This window comes from Streptomyces sp. NPDC033178 (genome assembly GCF_055577685.1).
In genome coordinates this window covers 726,443-743,786 of sequence record NZ_JBVIPT010000001.1, presented here as the reverse complement: position 1 = coordinate 743,786, position 17,344 = coordinate 726,443, and the positions used below count along the sequence as shown (strand labels likewise).

At 71.0% G+C, this 17,344-nt stretch carries 14 protein-coding genes; 8 read left to right on the top strand and 6 right to left on the bottom strand.

Going from position 1 to position 17,344, the window contains the following annotated elements; all coding sequences use genetic code 11:
• The first annotated feature begins 424 nt into the window (after positions 1-424).
• On the top strand, positions 425-1,405 hold the full coding sequence (locus ACZ5VQ_RS03580; RefSeq protein ID WP_469103475.1) for a D-2-hydroxyacid dehydrogenase: 981 nt from the start codon (positions 425-427) through the stop codon (positions 1,403-1,405).
• Here ACZ5VQ_RS03580 and ACZ5VQ_RS03575 read toward each other — a convergent pair.
• From ACZ5VQ_RS03575 to ACZ5VQ_RS03550, 6 genes are all read right to left on the bottom strand, one after another.
• Positions 1,392-3,011 (bottom strand): serine hydrolase, encoded by a 1,620-nt coding sequence (locus ACZ5VQ_RS03575; protein ID WP_469103474.1) that lies wholly within the window; start codon positions 3,009-3,011, stop codon positions 1,392-1,394. The two genes, ACZ5VQ_RS03580 and ACZ5VQ_RS03575, sit on opposite strands and share 14 nt — an antisense overlap.
• Before the next feature lie 95 nt (positions 3,012-3,106).
• Complete coding sequence (locus ACZ5VQ_RS03570; protein ID WP_469103473.1) at positions 3,107-4,303, bottom strand: ABC transporter substrate-binding protein; 1,197 nt, start codon at positions 4,301-4,303, stop codon at positions 3,107-3,109.
• Between the two features lie 57 nt (positions 4,304-4,360).
• Positions 4,361-6,889 (bottom strand): ATP-binding cassette domain-containing protein, encoded by a 2,529-nt coding sequence (locus ACZ5VQ_RS03565; RefSeq protein ID WP_469103472.1) that lies wholly within the window; start codon positions 6,887-6,889, stop codon positions 4,361-4,363.
• A 12-nt stretch (positions 6,890-6,901) separates the two neighbouring features.
• A complete protein-coding gene (locus ACZ5VQ_RS03560) occupies positions 6,902-7,771 on the bottom strand; it encodes a branched-chain amino acid ABC transporter permease (RefSeq protein WP_307518809.1) in 870 nt (289 codons plus the stop codon).
• 239 nt (positions 7,772-8,010) lie between these two features.
• On the bottom strand, positions 8,011-9,339 hold the full coding sequence (locus tag ACZ5VQ_RS03555; protein ID WP_469103471.1) for an FAD-dependent oxidoreductase: 1,329 nt from the start codon (positions 9,337-9,339) through the stop codon (positions 8,011-8,013).
• Positions 9,340-9,466: 127 nt separating this feature from the next.
• On the bottom strand, positions 9,467-10,561 hold the full coding sequence (locus tag ACZ5VQ_RS03550; RefSeq protein WP_469103574.1) for an NAD(P)-dependent alcohol dehydrogenase: 1,095 nt from the start codon (positions 10,559-10,561) through the stop codon (positions 9,467-9,469).
• Between the two features lie 87 nt (positions 10,562-10,648).
• Here ACZ5VQ_RS03550 and ACZ5VQ_RS03545 point away from each other — a divergent pair, with 87 nt between their 5' ends.
• The 7 genes from ACZ5VQ_RS03545 (at position 10,649) to ACZ5VQ_RS03515 (ending at position 17,342) form a co-directional block, all read left to right on the top strand.
• Complete coding sequence (locus ACZ5VQ_RS03545) at positions 10,649-11,449, top strand: SDR family NAD(P)-dependent oxidoreductase (protein WP_469103470.1); 801 nt, start codon at positions 10,649-10,651, stop codon at positions 11,447-11,449.
• 146 nt (positions 11,450-11,595) lie between these two features.
• The gene (locus ACZ5VQ_RS03540) at positions 11,596-12,747 is read left to right on the top strand and encodes an acyl-CoA dehydrogenase family protein (protein ID WP_469103469.1); all 1,152 of its coding nucleotides are present in this window, start codon (positions 11,596-11,598) and stop codon (positions 12,745-12,747) included.
• Positions 12,748-12,826: 79 nt separating this feature from the next.
• Complete coding sequence (locus ACZ5VQ_RS03535; RefSeq protein ID WP_469103468.1) at positions 12,827-13,630, top strand: enoyl-CoA hydratase/isomerase family protein; 804 nt, start codon at positions 12,827-12,829, stop codon at positions 13,628-13,630.
• Complete coding sequence (locus ACZ5VQ_RS03530; protein WP_469103467.1) at positions 13,615-13,986, top strand: Zn-ribbon domain-containing OB-fold protein; 372 nt, start codon at positions 13,615-13,617, stop codon at positions 13,984-13,986. Before ACZ5VQ_RS03535 ends, ACZ5VQ_RS03530 begins: the two co-directional genes overlap by 16 nt.
• Positions 13,983-15,131, top strand: a complete 1,149-nt coding sequence (locus tag ACZ5VQ_RS03525) for a thiolase family protein (protein WP_469103466.1) — start codon at positions 13,983-13,985, stop codon at positions 15,129-15,131. The genes ACZ5VQ_RS03530 and ACZ5VQ_RS03525 overlap by 4 nt, the downstream gene beginning before the upstream one ends.
• Before the next feature lie 31 nt (positions 15,132-15,162).
• The gene (locus ACZ5VQ_RS03520) at positions 15,163-16,374 is read left to right on the top strand and encodes an acyl-CoA dehydrogenase family protein (protein WP_469103465.1); all 1,212 of its coding nucleotides are present in this window, start codon (positions 15,163-15,165) and stop codon (positions 16,372-16,374) included.
• Positions 16,371-17,342, top strand: a complete 972-nt coding sequence (locus ACZ5VQ_RS03515; RefSeq protein WP_469103464.1) for a phosphotransferase family protein — start codon at positions 16,371-16,373, stop codon at positions 17,340-17,342. The genes ACZ5VQ_RS03520 and ACZ5VQ_RS03515 overlap by 4 nt, the downstream gene beginning before the upstream one ends.
• The last annotated feature ends 2 nt before the right edge of the window (positions 17,343-17,344 follow it).

The window sequence follows — 17,344 nt, the reverse complement described above, 5'->3', positions numbered from 1 at the left end:
GACGCGCGCCGGCAGGGGGACCGGGCGAAGGAGGCTTCGTACGTCAAGCATTGGAAAGCGGGATGCGGGAGATACGGGGGAACGCGGGGGATCCGCGAGATTTTGGGGGATGCGAGGGCGGAGGAAGGCGCACAGCGCTGTACGCGGTGCGGACCGGTCGTCACCGGGGTGGCCGGGCGAGGCGGTCCGGGGTTGGCCATCACCCTGGTTCAGCGCGTATCCACCGTCAATGAACACGGTGTTCTCTTGGGAGACGGCGGGTGGACAGTGTGTTCCGTGGCCGCCGACCGGTTGACACACCGTCCACAGCGGCCGTCCCGGGAGAACACCGTGGCCGTTGACCCTTCCGCCACGACCCCCGGAGGGTGGGAGCGGTACCTGGTACCAGCCGCCCCGCACCTACTCACGCCGTGGGAGAACCGCCTTGGCCGACCGGCTTGTCGTCCTGCACCGCGGCATCCTGCCGCACAACGCCGCCGGCATCGAAAGCCTCGCGGACACGGTGTACGCCACCGAGGAGGAACTGCCGCACCTCCTGCCCGGCGCGGACGCCCTGCTCTGCTGGCACTCGATCACTCCGGCGGTCGAGGCGGCCTGGCCCGCGGACCCGTCGAGCGCACCCGGCTGGGTGCATGTGGCCGCCGCCGGTGTCGACTCACTGCTCTTCGCGGCCCTGGTCGACAACCCCCGGGTGGTGCTGACCAACTCGCGCGGCGTCTACGACCGGCCCATCGCCGAGTACGTACTCGGCCTGATCCTGGCCCTCGCCAAGGACTTCCCGGGCACCTGGGAACACCAGCGGCGCCACGAGTGGCGGCCCCGGGACAGCGAACGCATCGACGGACGGACCGTCCTCGTGTGGGGCACGGGCCCCATCGGCCGTGCAGTGGCCCGCATGCTCCGCGCCGTCGGCATGCGGGTGAGCGCCGTAGGACGTACGGAGTGTGCGGAGGACCCCGACTTCGGCAGGGTGCACGCCCTCTCCGGGCTGCGTCCCGCCCTGGCCGCGGCGGACTACGTGGTGCTCGCGGCTCCCCTCACGACGGCCACCCGGGGCATGGTCGACGCGTCCGTGCTCGCGTCGATGAAGCCGGGCGCGCGGCTCGTGAACGTGGGCCGGGGCGGACTCGTCGACGAGGAGGCACTGGTCCGGCACCTCACCGACGGCCGCCTGGCCGGAGCGGCCCTGGACGTCTTCGCCCACGAGCCGCTGCCCGCCGCCTCACCCCTGTGGGACCTGCCCGGCGTCATCGTCTCCCCGCACACGGCCGGCGAGGTCACCGGCTGGCGCGACGACCTCGCGGACCTGTTCCTCGACAACCTGACCCGCAGGGCCGAGGGCCGGGAACTGCGCAACGTGGTCGACAAGGAACGCGGCTACGTACGGGAGGTCAGGGGCGCGTGAAGGTGCCCAGGCCGTTCTCGTCGAAGGCCTCCACGGTCACCTTCGACGCCTGCGCGCCGCCCGCGTTCTCGGATCCCGAACCGACGTCGAACGTGACGCCGGACAGTCCGGTCGCGTTCTCCCCGGCCGTCCGGAAGCTGAACGTGTCGCCGTCGAAGTGGGTGAGCCGGAACGTCGTCGGCTTCGGCCCCAGGCTCATGGTGAGTTCGCCGTCCGCGGCCGTCACGGTCAGCGGACCGTAGTAGTCGTTCTCGTACGTGCCCGTGTACGTGTCGTCGGACCGGGCGGCGGCCGCGTTCCCCGGCGGCTGGCTGTAGTCGGTGGGGGAGCGGTCCGCGTCCAACTGCTGCTGGTACACCTTGTCGACCAGGGGCAGCCAGTCGGTGGTGGGTTCGCCGTGCTGGGCGATGTCGAAGAAGTCGAGCGCGACCGAGTCGGCCAGCCCCACCGGTGCCCCGTTGGTGAGGACGGCGATGCCGAGTTGCTCGCCGGGCAGCATCGTCACGTTCGTGTTGGCGCCGAGTTCGAAGGCGCCGGAGTGGCTGAGCCGCAGCCGCCCCTGGTCGTCGTAACCGACGTTCCAGCCAAGGCCGTAGAAGCCGGCGCGGCCCGCCGGTGCCGGCGGCGGGCTGGAGACGATCTCGGGCAGATGAGTGCGCTCCAGCTGGTCGGCGGGGACGATCTGCTTCCCGCCCAGCTTTCCGTCGGCGAGCTGGAGCCGCAGCCAGGTGGCCATGTCGCTCGCGGTGGAACTCGCGCCGCCCGCGGGCGACTGGGCGTCGGCGTCCCGTACGTACTTCGCCTCCCAGGTACCGTCCGCGTCCTTCACATGTGTGGCCGCCTTGTCCGTCGCCTTGTCGTAGTCGGCGAAGAGGGAGCTGGTGGAGTTCATGCCGGCGGGGGAGTAGAGCGTGTCCTCCGCGAGCTTCTCCCAGGTGGTGTCCTTGGCGTTCGCGACCGCCTGGCCCGCCGCCGTGACGCCGTAGTTGGTGTACGCGTAACTGGCCCGGAACGGCGTGAGCGGCTCCTCCCGCAGATGGTCCAGGATGTACGCCCTGTCGTATCCGAGGTCTTCGAGCAGGTCACCGGCGTGGTCGGGCAGCCCGCTGCGGTGCGAGAGGAGATCGGCGACCGTGACATGGTCACCGACCCAGCGGTCCTTGAGCGCGAAGCCGGGCAGGTGCTCGGCCACCGGGTCGTCCCACGTGATGACCTTGTCGCCGACCGCGCCCGCGACGACGGTCGAGGCGAGCGGCTTGGAGAGGGACGCCAGCTGGAAGACGGTGTCCGGTCCGACGTCCCCGGACTGACCTACCCGCCGCTCCCCGAAGCCCTTCAGATGGACAACCTGGTCCTTGTACACCACGGCCACCGCGACACCCGGAACGCCCGTCTCCTTCATCCCGTCCCGGACGATCCCGTCGAGCCGGTCCACGGCGTCGTCCACCTTCGACTGCGTGAGCTGAGGTGGCGGCTGGGGCGGCGGATCCGCCGCCGGTGCCGCGGCGGATGGGGTGGCGGTGTACCCGGCGGCGAGGAGGGAGGCCACGGCGGCCGCTGTCACCGCCGTGCTTCCGTGGTGCCTCGCCTGTCGCCGAACACCCATACATCCCATTCAACGCGCGGCACCGGACCTTGTCCTGCGGAGCCCCGCCGGCCCCCGCCCGGCCAGCCCTCGCCCGGCCGGAGCCCCGAACAGGCTCAGCCGCGCTTCGGCGGAGTGTAGAAGTCGCCCTCGGACGTCCAGACCCCGTCCTTCACGACCACTCGCTGCACGCTGCGGGTGCCGAGGTGGTTGCTCGGGCTGAAGTTCATGACCGGCGACACCCCCGTGTCCACCTTCGTCGCCTTCTCGTACGCCTTGTCGATCGCGTCGGCCGTGACGGGCCCCTTGATGGTCTTCGCGATCTCCGCGAACACCTTCGCGTTGCTCCAGCCCCACAGCGCCAGGAATCCAGCGGGCTGCTTGGGCTCGTACTTGGCCATCGCGGTGCGGAACTCCTTCACCGCGGGGTCGGAGTCGGTGGGCGCCTTGACCAGCTGTACGGCCTTGAGCCCCTCGGCCGCGTCCTTGGCGAGGGAGACCGTCGACTCCGCGGCGACCGGCGCGTAGGCGTACGTGGGCAGTGACAGCCCCTGCAGCTTGGCCTCCTTCAGGAAGGCGGCCGCCTCGGGGGAGGTGAGGATGAGGATCACCGCCTGGGTCTTCGCGGCCTTCACCTTGCTGATCACCGGGGTGTAGTCGGTGGTCTGGTACTTGACCGTCAGCCGGTCGACCTCGACCGAGGGGTCCACCTTCTTCGCGACGGGCTCGACCTGCTTGGCCACGTTCACGAACGCGGCCGGGTCACTGTGCACGACGAGGATCTTCCTCGCGCCGTCCTGCACCGCCCACGCCGCGATCGCCGCTGCCTGGTCCTCGTACAGGGTCTGGGTGCCGAACAGGCCGGGGCGCGGCGGCTTGAACCAGGACTCGTTGCCGCCCACCTCGTTGAGAACCGGAACCTTGGACTGGTTGAGGACGAACGGGAAGGCCGCCTCCGCCTGGGAGGTGCCGTTCGCGTTCACTATGGCCACGACCTTGTCCTGGCCGACGAGTTCGCGTGCGATCTGCACGGTCTGCTGAGGGTCGGCCGCGTTGTCCTTGACGGTCCACCGGACCTTGCGGCCGTTGATGCCCCCGGATGCGTTGATCATCTTGAAGTACGCCTCGGCGCCCGCCTTCTGCGGCACGCCGTACGAGGCGGTGGCGCCGGTCGTCGGGAGCCACGCCCCGATGTGGATCTCCGACGCGTTGCCGCCGGCTCCTGCGGAGTCCTGGTCGGCGCATGCGTTGGCGGTCAGCGCCACCACGGCCAGGACGGCCGTCGTTCCCGCGGCGCGGCGGAACTTTCTCATTGTCCGGAACACGGTCCACCTCGTTCACAACAGTTCACAACATGAGTTCAGTTTGTTTCACAGTCGAGCGGTGGTCGCGGCGGTCTCCCGGGCGCCGCTGAAGTACGCCGCTTCGGCGAGGGCGGCGAACGACGGGTCCCCGGGCCGCCCCTGAGCGGCGACCGACCCCTCGTGCAGCACGGCCACCTCGTGGCAGACGGACATGGCACGGCTGAGCAACTGCTCCAGCAGAACGACCGTCAGGCCGTCGTGGGCCAGCCGCACCAGCCGGTCGTACACCTCGTCGACCAGCGCGGGCGCGAGCCCGAGCGCCGGCTCATCGACGATCAGGACGTCGGGTTTGACGATCAGGGCGCGGGCGATGGCGAGCATCTGCTGCTCCCCGCCCGACAGTCCGGCGGCCGACACGGACATGCGGTCGCGCAGCCGGGGCGGCAGCCACTCGGTGGTCTCCGCGAGGCGCTCGCGCAGCGGGGCCCCGGTGATGCCCGCCGCGTAGGCCGCCACTTCGAGGTTCTCCCGCAGGGACAGCGTCTTGAACAGGGCCCGTCCCTCGGGCGCCAGGCTGGTACGGACGACGGTCCCGCCCGTCTCCCTGCTCCCGCGCGCGGGCTTCAGCGAGCCGTGCAGGATCCCGGCGAGGGTGCTCTTCCCGGCGCCGTTGGCCCCGGCGATCCCGAGCACGACCCCCTCGCGTACGTCGAGGTCGACGTCCCGCAGGGCGACCACGCCGCCGTAGCTGTGACCGACCCCGCTCAGCCGCAGCACGCTCCGCTCACCGACCTGCTCGGGCAGCTCGGCCCGGCCACCGACCGTACCCAGGTACGACGACCGCACCTCGGGGTTGTCCAGCACGGTGTCCGGGGTGCCCTCGCCGATGGTGAGGCCGAAGTCGAAGGCCAGCACCCGGTGTGCGACGGAGAACAGGTCGTCGAGGACGTGGTCGATGACCAGCACGGCGGTGCCCTGGGCGTGCAGCCGCCTGATCTGCTGTGCCAGCAGTGCCCGTTCGCCGGCGTCCAGACCGCCGAACGGTTCGTCCAGCACCAGGAGTTTCGGTTCCTCGGCCATCGCACGGGCGAGGTCCAGGCGCTTCTGCAGCCCGAACGGCAGCTCTCCGGGCCGTCGGTCGGCCACGTCGGCGAGGCCGACCGAGTCGAGCAGCCGCGCGACGTCGGCCCGGTCCCGGGCGGTGATCCAGCGGCGCGTGCACAACACGTTCTCGGTGACGGTGAGTTCGGAGAAAACCTCCGCGTGCTGGAACGTACGGCCGATGCCCAGTCGGCGCCGCGCGGTAGCCCGCGCCTTGAGCAGGGAACCGCCCGCGAAGTCGATCGTCCCGCTCACCCGGCCGTTGCCGGTCAGCCCCGACACCGCGTTCAACAGGGTTGTCTTTCCCGCCCCGTTGGGCCCGATCACGGCCAGGACCTCGTCCTGCCGCAGCGACACCGAGGCATCCTCCAGTGCCTTCAGCCCGCCGTACGCGACCGACACGTGCTCCAGGCGCAGCACGACGTCGGCTTCACCGGTGGCGGTGGCGGTGGCGGTTGTCGGTTGCCGCGGTTCGAGGTCGACGGCAGGGCTCGGCTTCGACTGCGCGGGTGCCGATGCCGGCCGTCGCCCCACACGCCGGAGCACCGACCGCAGGGGCGCGCTGAGGAACGGCACCACTCCGCCTGGCAGGAACAGCAGCACCCCGACCAGCACGAGGCCCTGCACGACCGGCTGGGGGAGTCCCACGGCGGACGACAGTGAAGGGTTCCAGGTCAGATAGGCGCCGCCGGCCACCGCGCCGACGATGGTTCCGACGCCGCCCAGCACGCACGCCGCGATGAGCGCGATGCCGAGGTTGAGGGAGAACGGATCCGGGCTGACGAAACCGGTGATGAGTCCGAGCAGTACACCCGCGAAGGTGGTGAACGCGGCGCTCACCGCGAACGCCAGCGCCGACTGCGCCTCGGGCGCGATGCCGATCGTACGGGCCGCCAGGGGATGCGATTTCGCGGCCACCAGCCGCATCCGCAGTCCGGACGCGGCGGCCGGTACCGCCAGCGCGAGCACCACGGCCGCGGCGCCGACCGCGAGGTACTGGGACTCGGTGCTGCCGCCCGCGAGGGTGCCCAGGCCCAGGGAACTGCGCAGTTGGAGCACCGCGACGCCCTGGTCGCCGCCGGTCACGCTGCTCCAGCGGTTGACCAGCTCCAGCGTCACCATGGTGAAGGCGAGCGTCAGCAGGGCGATGTAGAGCATGGAGAACCTGGCACCCGCGTACCCGAGGAAGCCGCCGAGGACGGCTCCGGTGACCACTGCTCCCAGGACCACCGTCTCCAGCGACCAGCCGTGGCCACTGCCGTACGCGGCGAAGTAGGCGCCGATGGCGAAGAACGCCGGGTGGCCCACCGACCAGATGCCCGACCAGCCCGCGAGCAGGCCGACTGACAGCACGACGACGGTGTAGATCGCGGCGAGCGCCACGGAGTACATCTGGTACGCCGGGATCGCGCCGGAGGCCATGAAGGCCATCAGCACCGCGCCGGCGGCCGGCCCGAGCGCGGCCTTCGCGAGGAGGGAACGGTTGAAGACCATGGATACGACCCCTCAGACCCGTTGGAAGGTGCGGGTGCCGAAGATGCCCTGAGGGCGGATCAGCAGCACGAGAACAGTGAAGGAGAAGACGAATGTGTCCCGGAGGCTGGCGGAGGCGTAGTTCGCCGCGAGGTTGTCCAGCACACCGACGGTGAGTCCGCCGACGACAGCGCCGTACATGCTCGTCAGGCCGCCCAGGAAGATCCCGGCGAAGGCGCGGAACAGCGGTGCGACGAGGGCGGTCGGTACCAGCCCCGACCTCGGCGCGTACAGACACGCGGCGAGTGCGGCGAGGCCGAGGCCGAGTGCCCAGGCGATCCTGGCCAGGCGCTGTGCCCCCAGCCCGACGACGCGTGCGGTGTCCGCGTTCTCGGCCACCGCGCGCATCGCGGAGCCGAGCGTCGTGCGGGCGAACAGATAGCCCACGACGGCCATCGCCACCGCGGCGACGGCGATCGTCACCAGACTCTGTACCGGCAGTGCCGCGCCCGACCAGCTGACCGTGCCGTTGACCAGGTTGGGGAAGGACTTCGGTTCGTCGCCCCAGATCGAACTGGCCACGTTCTCGACCACCAGGGACACGCCCATCGTCACGACCAGCGCGGAGAACAGTTGTCCCTGGCCCAGGGGCCTGATCACGGTCTCACGCACCAGCAGGCCCGCCACGACGGTGATGGTGACGGCCGCGACGATGCCGAGCACCGTCGCCACCCCCTGGTCCCGGAGCGAGACCGCCACATACAGGCCCAGGGTCGCCAGGGACGCCATCGCGAAGTTCACGACGTCCGTGGCCCGATAGATGATGACCAGGCCGAGTCCCATGAGGCCGTACACGGCTCCGCTGGCCACGCCGCTGACCAGGACCAGCAGAAACTGACTCACGGTCCCTCCTTCTTCGAAGAACTTCGGGATGCGCGTGCGGCGTGTTCGCGCCACGTGCTCGAAAGCCGTGCACGCGGTTCTCGCCGCTTAGTAAAGTGAACTCAATTCAGTAAGCTAGGCACTCCGGTGCCGGACGGGCAAGACTCGTGCACGGGATTTGTCGGAGTGCGGGTGATCTGGTGCCTGTCCGGCACGATCTGCCCGACGGGAAGGTCCTGAGGCAGGTACTGAGGCAGGCCCTAGGGCAGCGCGGTCCGCGCGGCCGCCAGACCGAACACGAGCGCCGGAGCGAGGCCCCCCGCGTAGGCGCGCCGGTAGAGCCCGCCCGCGTCCGCACCCGCCACGAGCAGGCCGGGCACGGTGTGCCGCCCGTCCGCCGCCAGGGCGCGGGCTTCGGCGTCGATGATCAGACCGCCGAAGGTGAACGTGATCGCGGGCGCGGCCTCGATCACATAGAAGGGCGGCTCGTCGAGGGGTTGCCGGTCGAGCAGCCGCCCCGGGGCCGGCTCGCCGCCCCCGCCGACGGTGGCGTTGTACTCCTCGACCCGGTCACGGATCCTGCCGCCCGGGTAACCCCACTCCTCAGGCATCCAGGCGAACTCCTCCAGGCTGTCGGCGACCGCGCTGCGGGCGCCCGCGCGATGGCAGAGCTGGAACTTGTCCACGCCGGGGATGCCCTCCACGTATGACGCGGAGATCCAATCCCGGTGCACCCGCGCGTCGGCGACCAGCAGTCCACGGGCCTGCGGTCTTTCCAGCAGCGCCATGGTGGTCAGATGGTCCCCGACGGTCTCGTCGACGAACCGTTCGCCCGTGAGGTCGAACAGCAGGGCGTGCTCGCTGTAGTAGAGGGCGAGGTCGACGAATCGGGCGGGGTCGGCGAGAGAGACGCCGGCGGGCATCAGATGCCCGTAGAAACCCGCGTCCTTCTTGCCGAAGGCCGCCCCCGCCGCGAGACCGAGCGACAGCCCGTCGCCTTGGCTGTGCGGGTTCGCCCGCAGTTCGATGTCCGCGGCCTGGGGATGTACGTGCTCCATGCGCAGGCCCGGATCCCCCTGGAATCCGCCGGTCGCGAGCAGGGTCCAGGTGGCGTCGATATGGCGGATCGATCCGTCCGGCAGCTCGCACTCCGCACCCGTGACCGCGCCGTTCTCCGTCAGCAGGCTGCGCGTCGAGGTGGTGGTCAGTACCTCGCCGCCCCGGTCGCGGATCAACCGCTCGCAGGTGTCGAGGTAGTGGTTCGTGTCGATCTGATGTCCCCGGCCGAAGCCGAGTACGGGCACCGGCGGCCGGCATTCCACGCCGAGCGACCGGATCCAGGCCACCGCGTCGGCGAACCCGTCCACCAGGGCCGCGGCGAGTTCCGCGTCGCCGTCGGGATTGACGCGACGCAATTCGTCGAAGGTGGGGGTCGTCCATACGAAGCCGGCGAAGCGCGCGGAGCCACCGGTGCGCTCCGCCTTCTCCGCGAGAACCACGGAGCCGCCTTCCGCGGCCACCCGGGCGGCGGCCGAGAGCCCGGCCATTCCGCCGCCCACCACCAGCAGATCCACTGTTCCAACACCCATAGCGGGTCCCACCGCCTTGTCGTGTCGCTGAGTGACCTGAACCCTAATTGAACTCACTTCTGTAGTCGAGAGGTGTGTCGACACAAGGTTCGACAGAGCTGCTTTCGGCCGGGCAAGGCGGTCCGGATCAGTCGGGGACGAGCACCGCACGCCCCCGCGTCTGGCCGGAGCGCAGCCTGTCGATCGCCTCCGGCGCGCTCGACAGGGCGAACTCCTCCGTCTCCACCCTCACCGCACCCTTGCGTGCCAGGGCGACGACCTCTTCGAGTTCCGGCCGCGTCCCCCAGAAGGGCAGCGAGATCCGTACCCCGGGAGGCAGTGCGCCGGGCTTGCGCACCGTGAGCTCCCCGCCGCCGCTCCCGACGACGGCGAGCTCGCCGCCCGCCCGCAGGGCGCCGACCGCTAGCTCCAGGCTGGAGTGGCTGCCGACGAAGTCGAGCACGGCATCCACGCCGACGCCACCGGCCCGTCGGCGGAGGGCCGCCGCGGTGTCGGGCCGCAGCAGCGTCCCGAAGTGCGCTCCGCAGGCGTCGGCCAGTGCGAGCGCCTCCTCGCGTACGTCCACGGCGAGGACCTGCGCCGACGTCGTGGCCCGCAGGATCTGGACCGCCAGATGCCCCAGTCCGCCGACCCCGATGACGGCCACGCTCGCACTGCCACCTCCACTGCCACTGCCACCTCCACCGCCCTCGCCGTCGAGTGGCAGCGACGGCCGGATCCCGGTCACGGCGTGGTACGCGGTGAGCCCGGCGTCCGACAGCGGAGCCGCCTGCGCGGCGGGCAGATCGCCCACCGGAACCAGCAGCCGCCCGGACGGTACGAGCAGGAAGTCGGCCATTCCGCCGTCGCGCCCGAGCCCCGCTCCCGTGCCGGTCCGGACCGCGTCGAGTTCCGAGCGGCGGTCGCAGTAGTTCTCCGCGCCGGCTCTGCAGCGGCTGCACCGCCCACACCCCCAGGGGCCGTAGACGACCACGCGCTCACCCACCGCCGGACCGGTGGCCCCTGGGCCGCGCTCGGCCACGCGCCCGGCGACCTCGTGCCCGAGAGTGAACGGAGTTCGGTACGGCAGGGCATCGGGCCCGGCGTCCAGGACGTGGAGGTCGGAGCGGCACACGCCCGCCGCCTCCACCCGGATCAGGACCTCATCCGCCTCGGGGCTTGGGCGTGCCACTTCGGTGAGCACCGGTGGGCCGCCCCAGCGTGTCATCCGGACTGCTCTCATCCTGCCTGTTGACATGAGCGAAACGGTAGCAAAAATGAAGTCAGTTCAATAAGTAGCTCAACAAGTGAGCGGAGGCGGGTCAACCCGATGGACGACGAAGACGTGTCACGCGGACGCTTCACGGGTCGAGCCGCGCTGGTCACGGGAGCCGGCTCCGGCATCGGCGCCGCGGTCGCCCGACGACTCGCGGCGCAAGGGGCCACCGTCTTCGCCGCGGACGTCGACGGCTCCGCTGCCGAGGCTGTCGCCAAGGAACTGCCCGGCGCGAGATCCGTGACCGTGGACGTCTCGGACGCCGACCAGGTCGACCGGGCGGTCGAAGAGGTCGTACGGGAGCGCGGGTGCCTGGACGTCGTGGTGCACGCGGCCGGAGTCGACGACCCGGAGGCGAAGCAGTGGATCGCCGACGCGCTGCTCGACGAACGGCCGCCCGACGTCCTCACCCGGCTCGACGGGGCCGCGTGGCGGCGTGTCATGGGGGTCAACCTGGATGGCACCTTCCATGTCCTGCGGGCTGCGTTGCGGGTCATGGCGCCCCACCGGTCCGGTGCGATCGTCACCGTCGGCTCCTCCTCGGCCTTCGACGCTCCGGCCGGCTATCCGCACTACGCGGCGTCGAAGGCCGGCGCGCACGCGTTGAGCCAGGCCGTCGCCAAGGAGGCGATCGCGTTCGGCGTCCGCGTGAACACGGTGGCGCCGGGGCCCACCGACACGGGGATGGCGGCGCGGACGCTTGTCGCGTTGCGGCAGGATCTGGCCGGTCCTCGGGTTCGGCCCTACGCCACGGCGGGCGAGATCGCCGATGTCGCGTTGTTTTTGGCGAGTGATGAGGCGGTGAATCTCGTTGGGACCGTGCTGCTCGCCAACGGGGGGCGATTCACGGTGTGAGGGGTTCCTGGGATTCCGCTTCGGATTGTCGCTGCGGGCTCGCTGTGGCTGGTCGCGCCCACGCGGCGGAGCCGCACGATGTCACAGCCCCGCGCCCCTGACGGGGCGCCCATGGAACCCGAGTTGTTCGATCTGGGGAGGTCTGTGTGAATCGCCTCGATGTGGATCCGGCGGTTTTGCTGGAGACCGAGGAGCGGCGTCAACTGCGGGCGGTTCTGCGGGACTTGTTCGCCGAGGCCTGTGGGCCCGAAGAGGTGCGCAAGCAGGTGGAAGGTCCGCGCGGGTACGACCAGGCGCTCTGGGCCCGGCTCGCCGGGGAGATCGGGGTGCACGGGCTTGCCCTGCCGGAGGAGTACGGCGGTGGGGGGTACACCTTCGCCGAACTCGCCGTGGCTCTGGAGGAGGCCGGGCGCGTGCTGTGTCCGGCACCGCTGCTGACGACCGTCGTGCTCGCGGGGCATGCCCTGCTGGGCAGTGGTGATCGGCGGGCCTGTGAGCGCTGGCTGCCCGGGATCGCCTCCGGCGCGGTCACGGCCACGGTCGCCGGATTCGTACAGGCCGCCGAGGTGACGGCCGAGCGCGGGCCCGACGGCTGGGTGCTGCGCGGGGAAGCCGATTTCGTGCCCGACGGCGAGGGCGCCGATCTGCTGCTGGTGGTGGCCCGGACGCCGGACGGGGAGCGGCTGTTCGCCTGTGAACCGGCGCCGCCGGGTGGGAGGCACGGCTCGACCTGCGATCGCACGGCCAGGCGCGTCCTCGACCCCACCCGCTGTCAGGCGCTCGTCCGCTTCCGGGGAACACCGGCCGAACCGGTCGGCGAGCCCGGACAGGCGCCCGGAATCGTCGACGCCGTCCTCGACGCCGGGCGGGTGGCGCTCGCCGCCGAGCATGTCGGCGGCAGCCTGCATGCCCTGGGCGCCACTCTGGAGTACGTCTCGCAACGAACTCAATTCGGTCGCGCCATAGGCTCGTTCCAGGCGGTCAAACATCGACTGGCCGATCTGCTGGTCGAGGTGGAAGGGGCGCGGTCGGCGTCGGCCTACGCGAACGCCTGTCTGGCGGAGTGGACCCCCGAGCTGCCCGTCGCCGCGAGCGCCGCGGCGGTGGCGTGCACCGGCGCGTACCGCCTCGCCACGACCGAATACGTGCAGCTCCACGGCGGTATCGGCTTCACCTGGGAACACCCGGCCCATCTGTACGTCCGCCGGGCGCGGGCCGACGAGGCGCTGTTCGGCACGGCCGACGGTCATCGGCTGCGATTGGCCGAACTGCTCGGCCTCGTCGGCACTTCGGACTGAGCGGCGGCTCACGATCCATTGACAGGGGCATCTACTGCCCGCAGAATCTTACTGAATTCAGTTCAGTTTGGAGGAGCTCATGGCAGTCGAAGACGAGATCCAGGAAGACGAGATCCAGTTCGAGCGGGACGGTCACGTCGCGCGGGTCTGGCTCAACCGGCCGCACAAGAAGAACTGCGTGACCGTGCCGATCCTCAACCGGCTCGACGAGATCATCACCGAGGTCGACGCCGACCCCGAGCTGCGCGTGCTGGTGCTGCGCGGGCGGGGCAACACCTTCTGCTCCGGGTTCGACCTGGACAGCCTCAAGGCCGACTTCATCGGCAGCTCCACCGCCATCGACGTCGCCGTGCTGTCGGCGAAGGTCTGCGACCGGCTCTACTCGATGAAGACGCCGTCGATCGCCGTCCTCGAAGGCCATGTCACCGCGGGCGGCTTCGAGTTGATGATCTCCTGCGACTTCGCGATAGCCGCGGACGACGCCCTGATCGGCGACTTCCACATCCGCCGCGCGCTGTTCGGCGGGGCCGGGCCCATCTACCGGGTGCCGCGCATGATCGGCGTCCGCAAGACCAAGGAGCTCATGCTCACCGGCAAGCTGCTCACCGGGGTCGAGGCCGTGGAGTTCGGGCTCATCAACTCCTCGGCGCCTGCCGACAAGCTGGACGCGACGGTCGAGGAGTTCTCCGACCAGCTGGTCGACAAGAGCCCGTTCACCATGTGGATCACCAAGATGACCATCGACCGCAGCCTCGACGCCGACATCCAGTCGCTGATGGTCATGGAGCACCTCGCGGTCGGCGTGATGCTCAACTCCGAGGACGCGGCGGAGGGTGTGGCGGCCTTCCTGGAGAAGCGGGAACCGCAGTGGAAGGGACGCTGAGCACCACGGCGGACCCCGGGAGCCGGCTCCGCGGCTCCCGGTGCGCCGGCTGCGCGGTGGCCGTCTACCCCGCCGACCCGGCGTGCCCGCGCTGCGGGGGGCCGGCCGAGGAGGTCGTTCTCTCCGGTACGGGCACGCTGTGGACGTGGACCGTACAGCGGTACGCGCCCAAGTCGCCGCCGTACGCCGTCCCCGCCGCCGGGTTCCAGCCGTTCGCTGTGGGCTATGTCGAACTGCCGGAGGGCGTCCGGGTGTTGGCCGTGCTCGACATCCGGCCCGAGGACGCGAGGATCGGCATGCCGCTGCGCCTCGCGGCGGGGGACGGCGTGCCGAGGGCCGTGGGAGCCACCGTATGAGCGCCGAAGAGGTGCTGGTCTGCGGCGCCGGAATCACCTCCTTCGCCCGTACGGAGGACGACGGCAGACAGCTCGCCGTGCGGGCCGTCCGATCCGCACTGGCCGACGCCGGACTGCCCTGGTCCCGGGTGCGGGCGGCCTACGGCGGCAGCGACGCGGCGGGCAACGCCGACACGCTCGTCGCCGAACTCGGCCTGACCGGTGTGCCGTTCATCAACGTCCGCAATGGCTGCGCCACCGGCGGCAGCGCCCTGGTGTCGGCCGTGGGCGCGATCCGCTCCGGCGCCGCGGACGTCGCCCTCGCCGTCGGCTTCGACAAACACCCACGCGGTGCCTTCGACCCGCGGCCCGCCGACTGGGGGCTCGACGAGGCCTACGGGCGCGACGGGCTCATGGTCACCACCCAGTTCTTCGCCATGAAGATCCAGCGGTATATGCACGACCACGGCATCAGCGCCCGCACTCTCGCACTGGTCGCCGAGAAGGCGTACGCGAACGGGGCCCGCAACCCCCACGCCTGGCGCCGCAAACCGGTCGACGCGGACGAGATCCTGGCATCCGGCATGGTCAACGACCCGCTGACCCGGTACATGTTCTGCTCGCCCGGACAGGGCGCGGTCGCCCTGATCCTGTGCAACCGCGCGGTCGCCGACGAACTGGACGGCACTCCGGTCGCACTGCGGGCGGCGGTCGTACGGACCCGGCGGTTCGGCTCCTTCGAGGTGTTCAGCCCCTGGGCACCGCCCGGGACGCCGACCAGCGTGAGCGCCGACGCCGCCCGACTGGCCTTCGAGGAGGCCGGGTTGGGCCCGGGCGACATCGATGTGTGCCAGCTCCAGGACACCGAGAGCGGTGCCGAGGTGATGCACATGGCCGAGTGCGGGTTCTGCGAACACGGCGAACAGGAGCGGCTGATCCCCTCCGGCGCCACCGCGATCCGCGGGGCGCTACCGGTCAACACCGACGGCGGCTGTATCGCCAACGGCGAGCCCATCGGCGCCTCCGGGCTCCGCCAAGTCCACGAGATCGTCCAGCAGTTGCGCGGCAGGGCGGGTGATCGGCAGGTGCCGGGCGAACCGTCGACCGGCTTCACACATGTCTACGGGGCACCGGGCGTCAGCGCCTGCACCGTGCTGACCCGGTGATCCCGGGACCTGATTCGCCGAAGGGAGGACCATGAGCGAGATCCCCGAACCCGAGGAGTTCCGTGCCGAGGCCCGGCGCTGGCTGGCCGGCACGGCGGAGACACGTGACGCACGCCAGGACTGGGGCAGCGGCGACGACTCGGTGGCCGTCTTCGAGAACTGGACCGAGACCGAGGAGCGCGCGCACACCGAGCGGATACGGGACTGGGAGCGCGCCCGGTACGACCGGGGCTGGGGCGCGCTCGACTGGCCGCCGGAATACGGAGGCCGCGAACTGCCCTCGTACTACGAGCAGTTGTACCGGACCGAGGAGGCCGCCTTCGATGTGCCCCGGCGCACCGAGGTCTTCCCGGTCACCCAGCAGCTCGTCGCCCCCGCGATCCGCATCTGGGGCACCGACGAACAGAAGGCTCGTTGGCTGCGCCCCATGCTCCGCACGGACGAACTCGCCTGCCAGCTCTTCTCCGAGACGGAGGCCGGTTCCGACCTCGCCGCCGTCCGCACACGAGCGGTGCGTGAAGGCGACGGCTGGCTGCTGCGCGGCCACAAGGTATGGACGTCCGGCGCCCGCGTGGCCACCTGGGGCGTCGCCGTCTGCCGCACCGACCCGGACGTGCCCAAGCACGCGGGCATCACGGTCTTCCTGGTCCGGATGGACGCGCCCGGCGTGACCGTGCGGCCCATCCGGCAGATGACCGGCGGCTCCAGCTTCAACGAGGTCTATCTCGACGGCGTGTTCGTACCGGACGCCGACCGGCTCGGCCCGGTCGGGCAGGGCTGGCGGGTGACGCTCACCGTGCTCGCGGCCGAGCGGCTGGACTCCGGAGGCCTCGGACTGGACAACGCGGACCGTGCCCTCCAGCTCGCCCGCCGACTGCCCCGCCCGCTCACCGGCGGTGAACGGCAGCAGGCGGCCGACCTGTTCGTCCGCACCCTCGTTCAGCGGCTCATCGGACTCCGAGTCACGGCAGCCGTGGCCGCCGGCCGTGAACCGGGCGCGGAGGCCTCCGTCGGCAAGCTCCACGCCACCGCGACCATGCGGGCCACCACCGACCTCGTACAGCAGCTGCTCGGACCGCGGCTGGCCGCAGACACGGGGGAGTGGGGCACGTTCGCCTGGACCGAGCATCTGCTCGGTGCCCCCGGATACCGCATCGCCGGCGGCAGTGACGAGATCCAGCGCACGATCCTGGCGGAGCGGGTGCTGGGACTGGCCAAGGAGCCGAAAGGGACGGTGAGTTGAGTACCGCGACCGAAGTGACGGCACTCGCCGGACGGGTGCGCGAGCGGCTCGCCGCCCGGCATCCGGGCGTGCCCTTCGGGGAGTTGCGCACCCTGCCCGGTGGCCACTCGGGGCTCACCTACTCGATAGCGGCGGGATCGGACTCGTACGTCGTGAAGGCGGTGCCGCCGGGGCAGAAGCCTGTCGGTCGCAACGACGTACTCCGCCAGGCCCAGGTGCTGCGCGCCCTCACCGGATCGCCGGTCCCCGTGCCCGAGGTGGTCGCCGTCGACGAGCGGGAACCGGCCTGGTTCGCCATGGGGTTCGTGGACGGCGAGGCGGTCGAGCCGGTCCTGGACGAGCACCGACTCGACCCGGGGCTGTGCCGGACACGAATGCTGGCTCTGGCCGGGGTGCTGAGGGATCTGCACGGCACGAAGACCGAGGTCACCTCGGAACGCCTCGATCCGGCAGGCGAGTTGGAGCGATGGGCACGCACCATGCGGGCCGTGCCGGAGAACCTCCGGCCGCGTTCGGAGGAGTTGCTGAGCCGCCTCGCCTCCATGGTCCCGGACGGCATGCCACCCACCCTGACCCACGGCGACTTCCGGCTCGGCAACGTCCTGTGCCGGGGCGAGCGACCCGCGGCCGTCGTCGACTGGGAGATCTGGAGCCTCGGGGACCCTCGCATCGACCTCGGCTGGTTCCTTCTCTTCGCCGACCACCGGAACTTCCCTCAGCTGGGCCGACCGGTCCCGGGCCTGCCCACCGAGGAGGAGCTGATCGCCGCCTATGCGGACGGCCGCACCGAACTCCCCGACCTCTCCTGGTTCCGTGCCCTGGCCCGCACCAAGATGGCCGCGATCATGGGCCACAACCTGCGCAGACACCGCGAGGGCAAGCACCACGACCCCGACCAGGAGCGGCTGCCGCCGACCATCGCGGCGATGATCCGCACGGCGCTCGACATCCTCGCGCAATGGTCTTGAAG

Excerpts from the sequence above, each read along its gene's own strand:
- ACZ5VQ_RS03520 (WP_469103465.1), top strand. The coding sequence starts at position 15,163 with ATGAGCGAGATCCCCGAACCCGAGGAGTTCCGTGCCGAGGCCCGGCGC.
- ACZ5VQ_RS03570 (WP_469103473.1), bottom strand. The coding sequence starts at position 4,303 with ATGAGAAAGTTCCGCCGCGCCGCGGGAACGACGGCCGTCCTGGCCGTG.
- ACZ5VQ_RS03550 (WP_469103574.1), bottom strand. The coding sequence starts at position 10,561 with ATGAGAGCAGTCCGGATGACACGCTGGGGCGGCCCACCGGTGCTCACC.
- ACZ5VQ_RS03525 (WP_469103466.1), top strand. The coding sequence starts at position 13,983 with ATGAGCGCCGAAGAGGTGCTGGTCTGCGGCGCCGGAATCACCTCCTTC.
- ACZ5VQ_RS03575 (WP_469103474.1), bottom strand. The coding sequence starts at position 3,011 with ATGGGTGTTCGGCGACAGGCGAGGCACCACGGAAGCACGGCGGTGACA.
- ACZ5VQ_RS03535 (WP_469103468.1), top strand. The coding sequence starts at position 12,827 with ATGGCAGTCGAAGACGAGATCCAGGAAGACGAGATCCAGTTCGAGCGG.
- ACZ5VQ_RS03545 (WP_469103470.1), top strand. The coding sequence starts at position 10,649 with ATGGACGACGAAGACGTGTCACGCGGACGCTTCACGGGTCGAGCCGCG.
- ACZ5VQ_RS03555 (WP_469103471.1), bottom strand. The coding sequence starts at position 9,339 with ATGGGTGTTGGAACAGTGGATCTGCTGGTGGTGGGCGGCGGAATGGCC.
- ACZ5VQ_RS03565 (WP_469103472.1), bottom strand. The coding sequence starts at position 6,889 with ATGGTCTTCAACCGTTCCCTCCTCGCGAAGGCCGCGCTCGGGCCGGCC.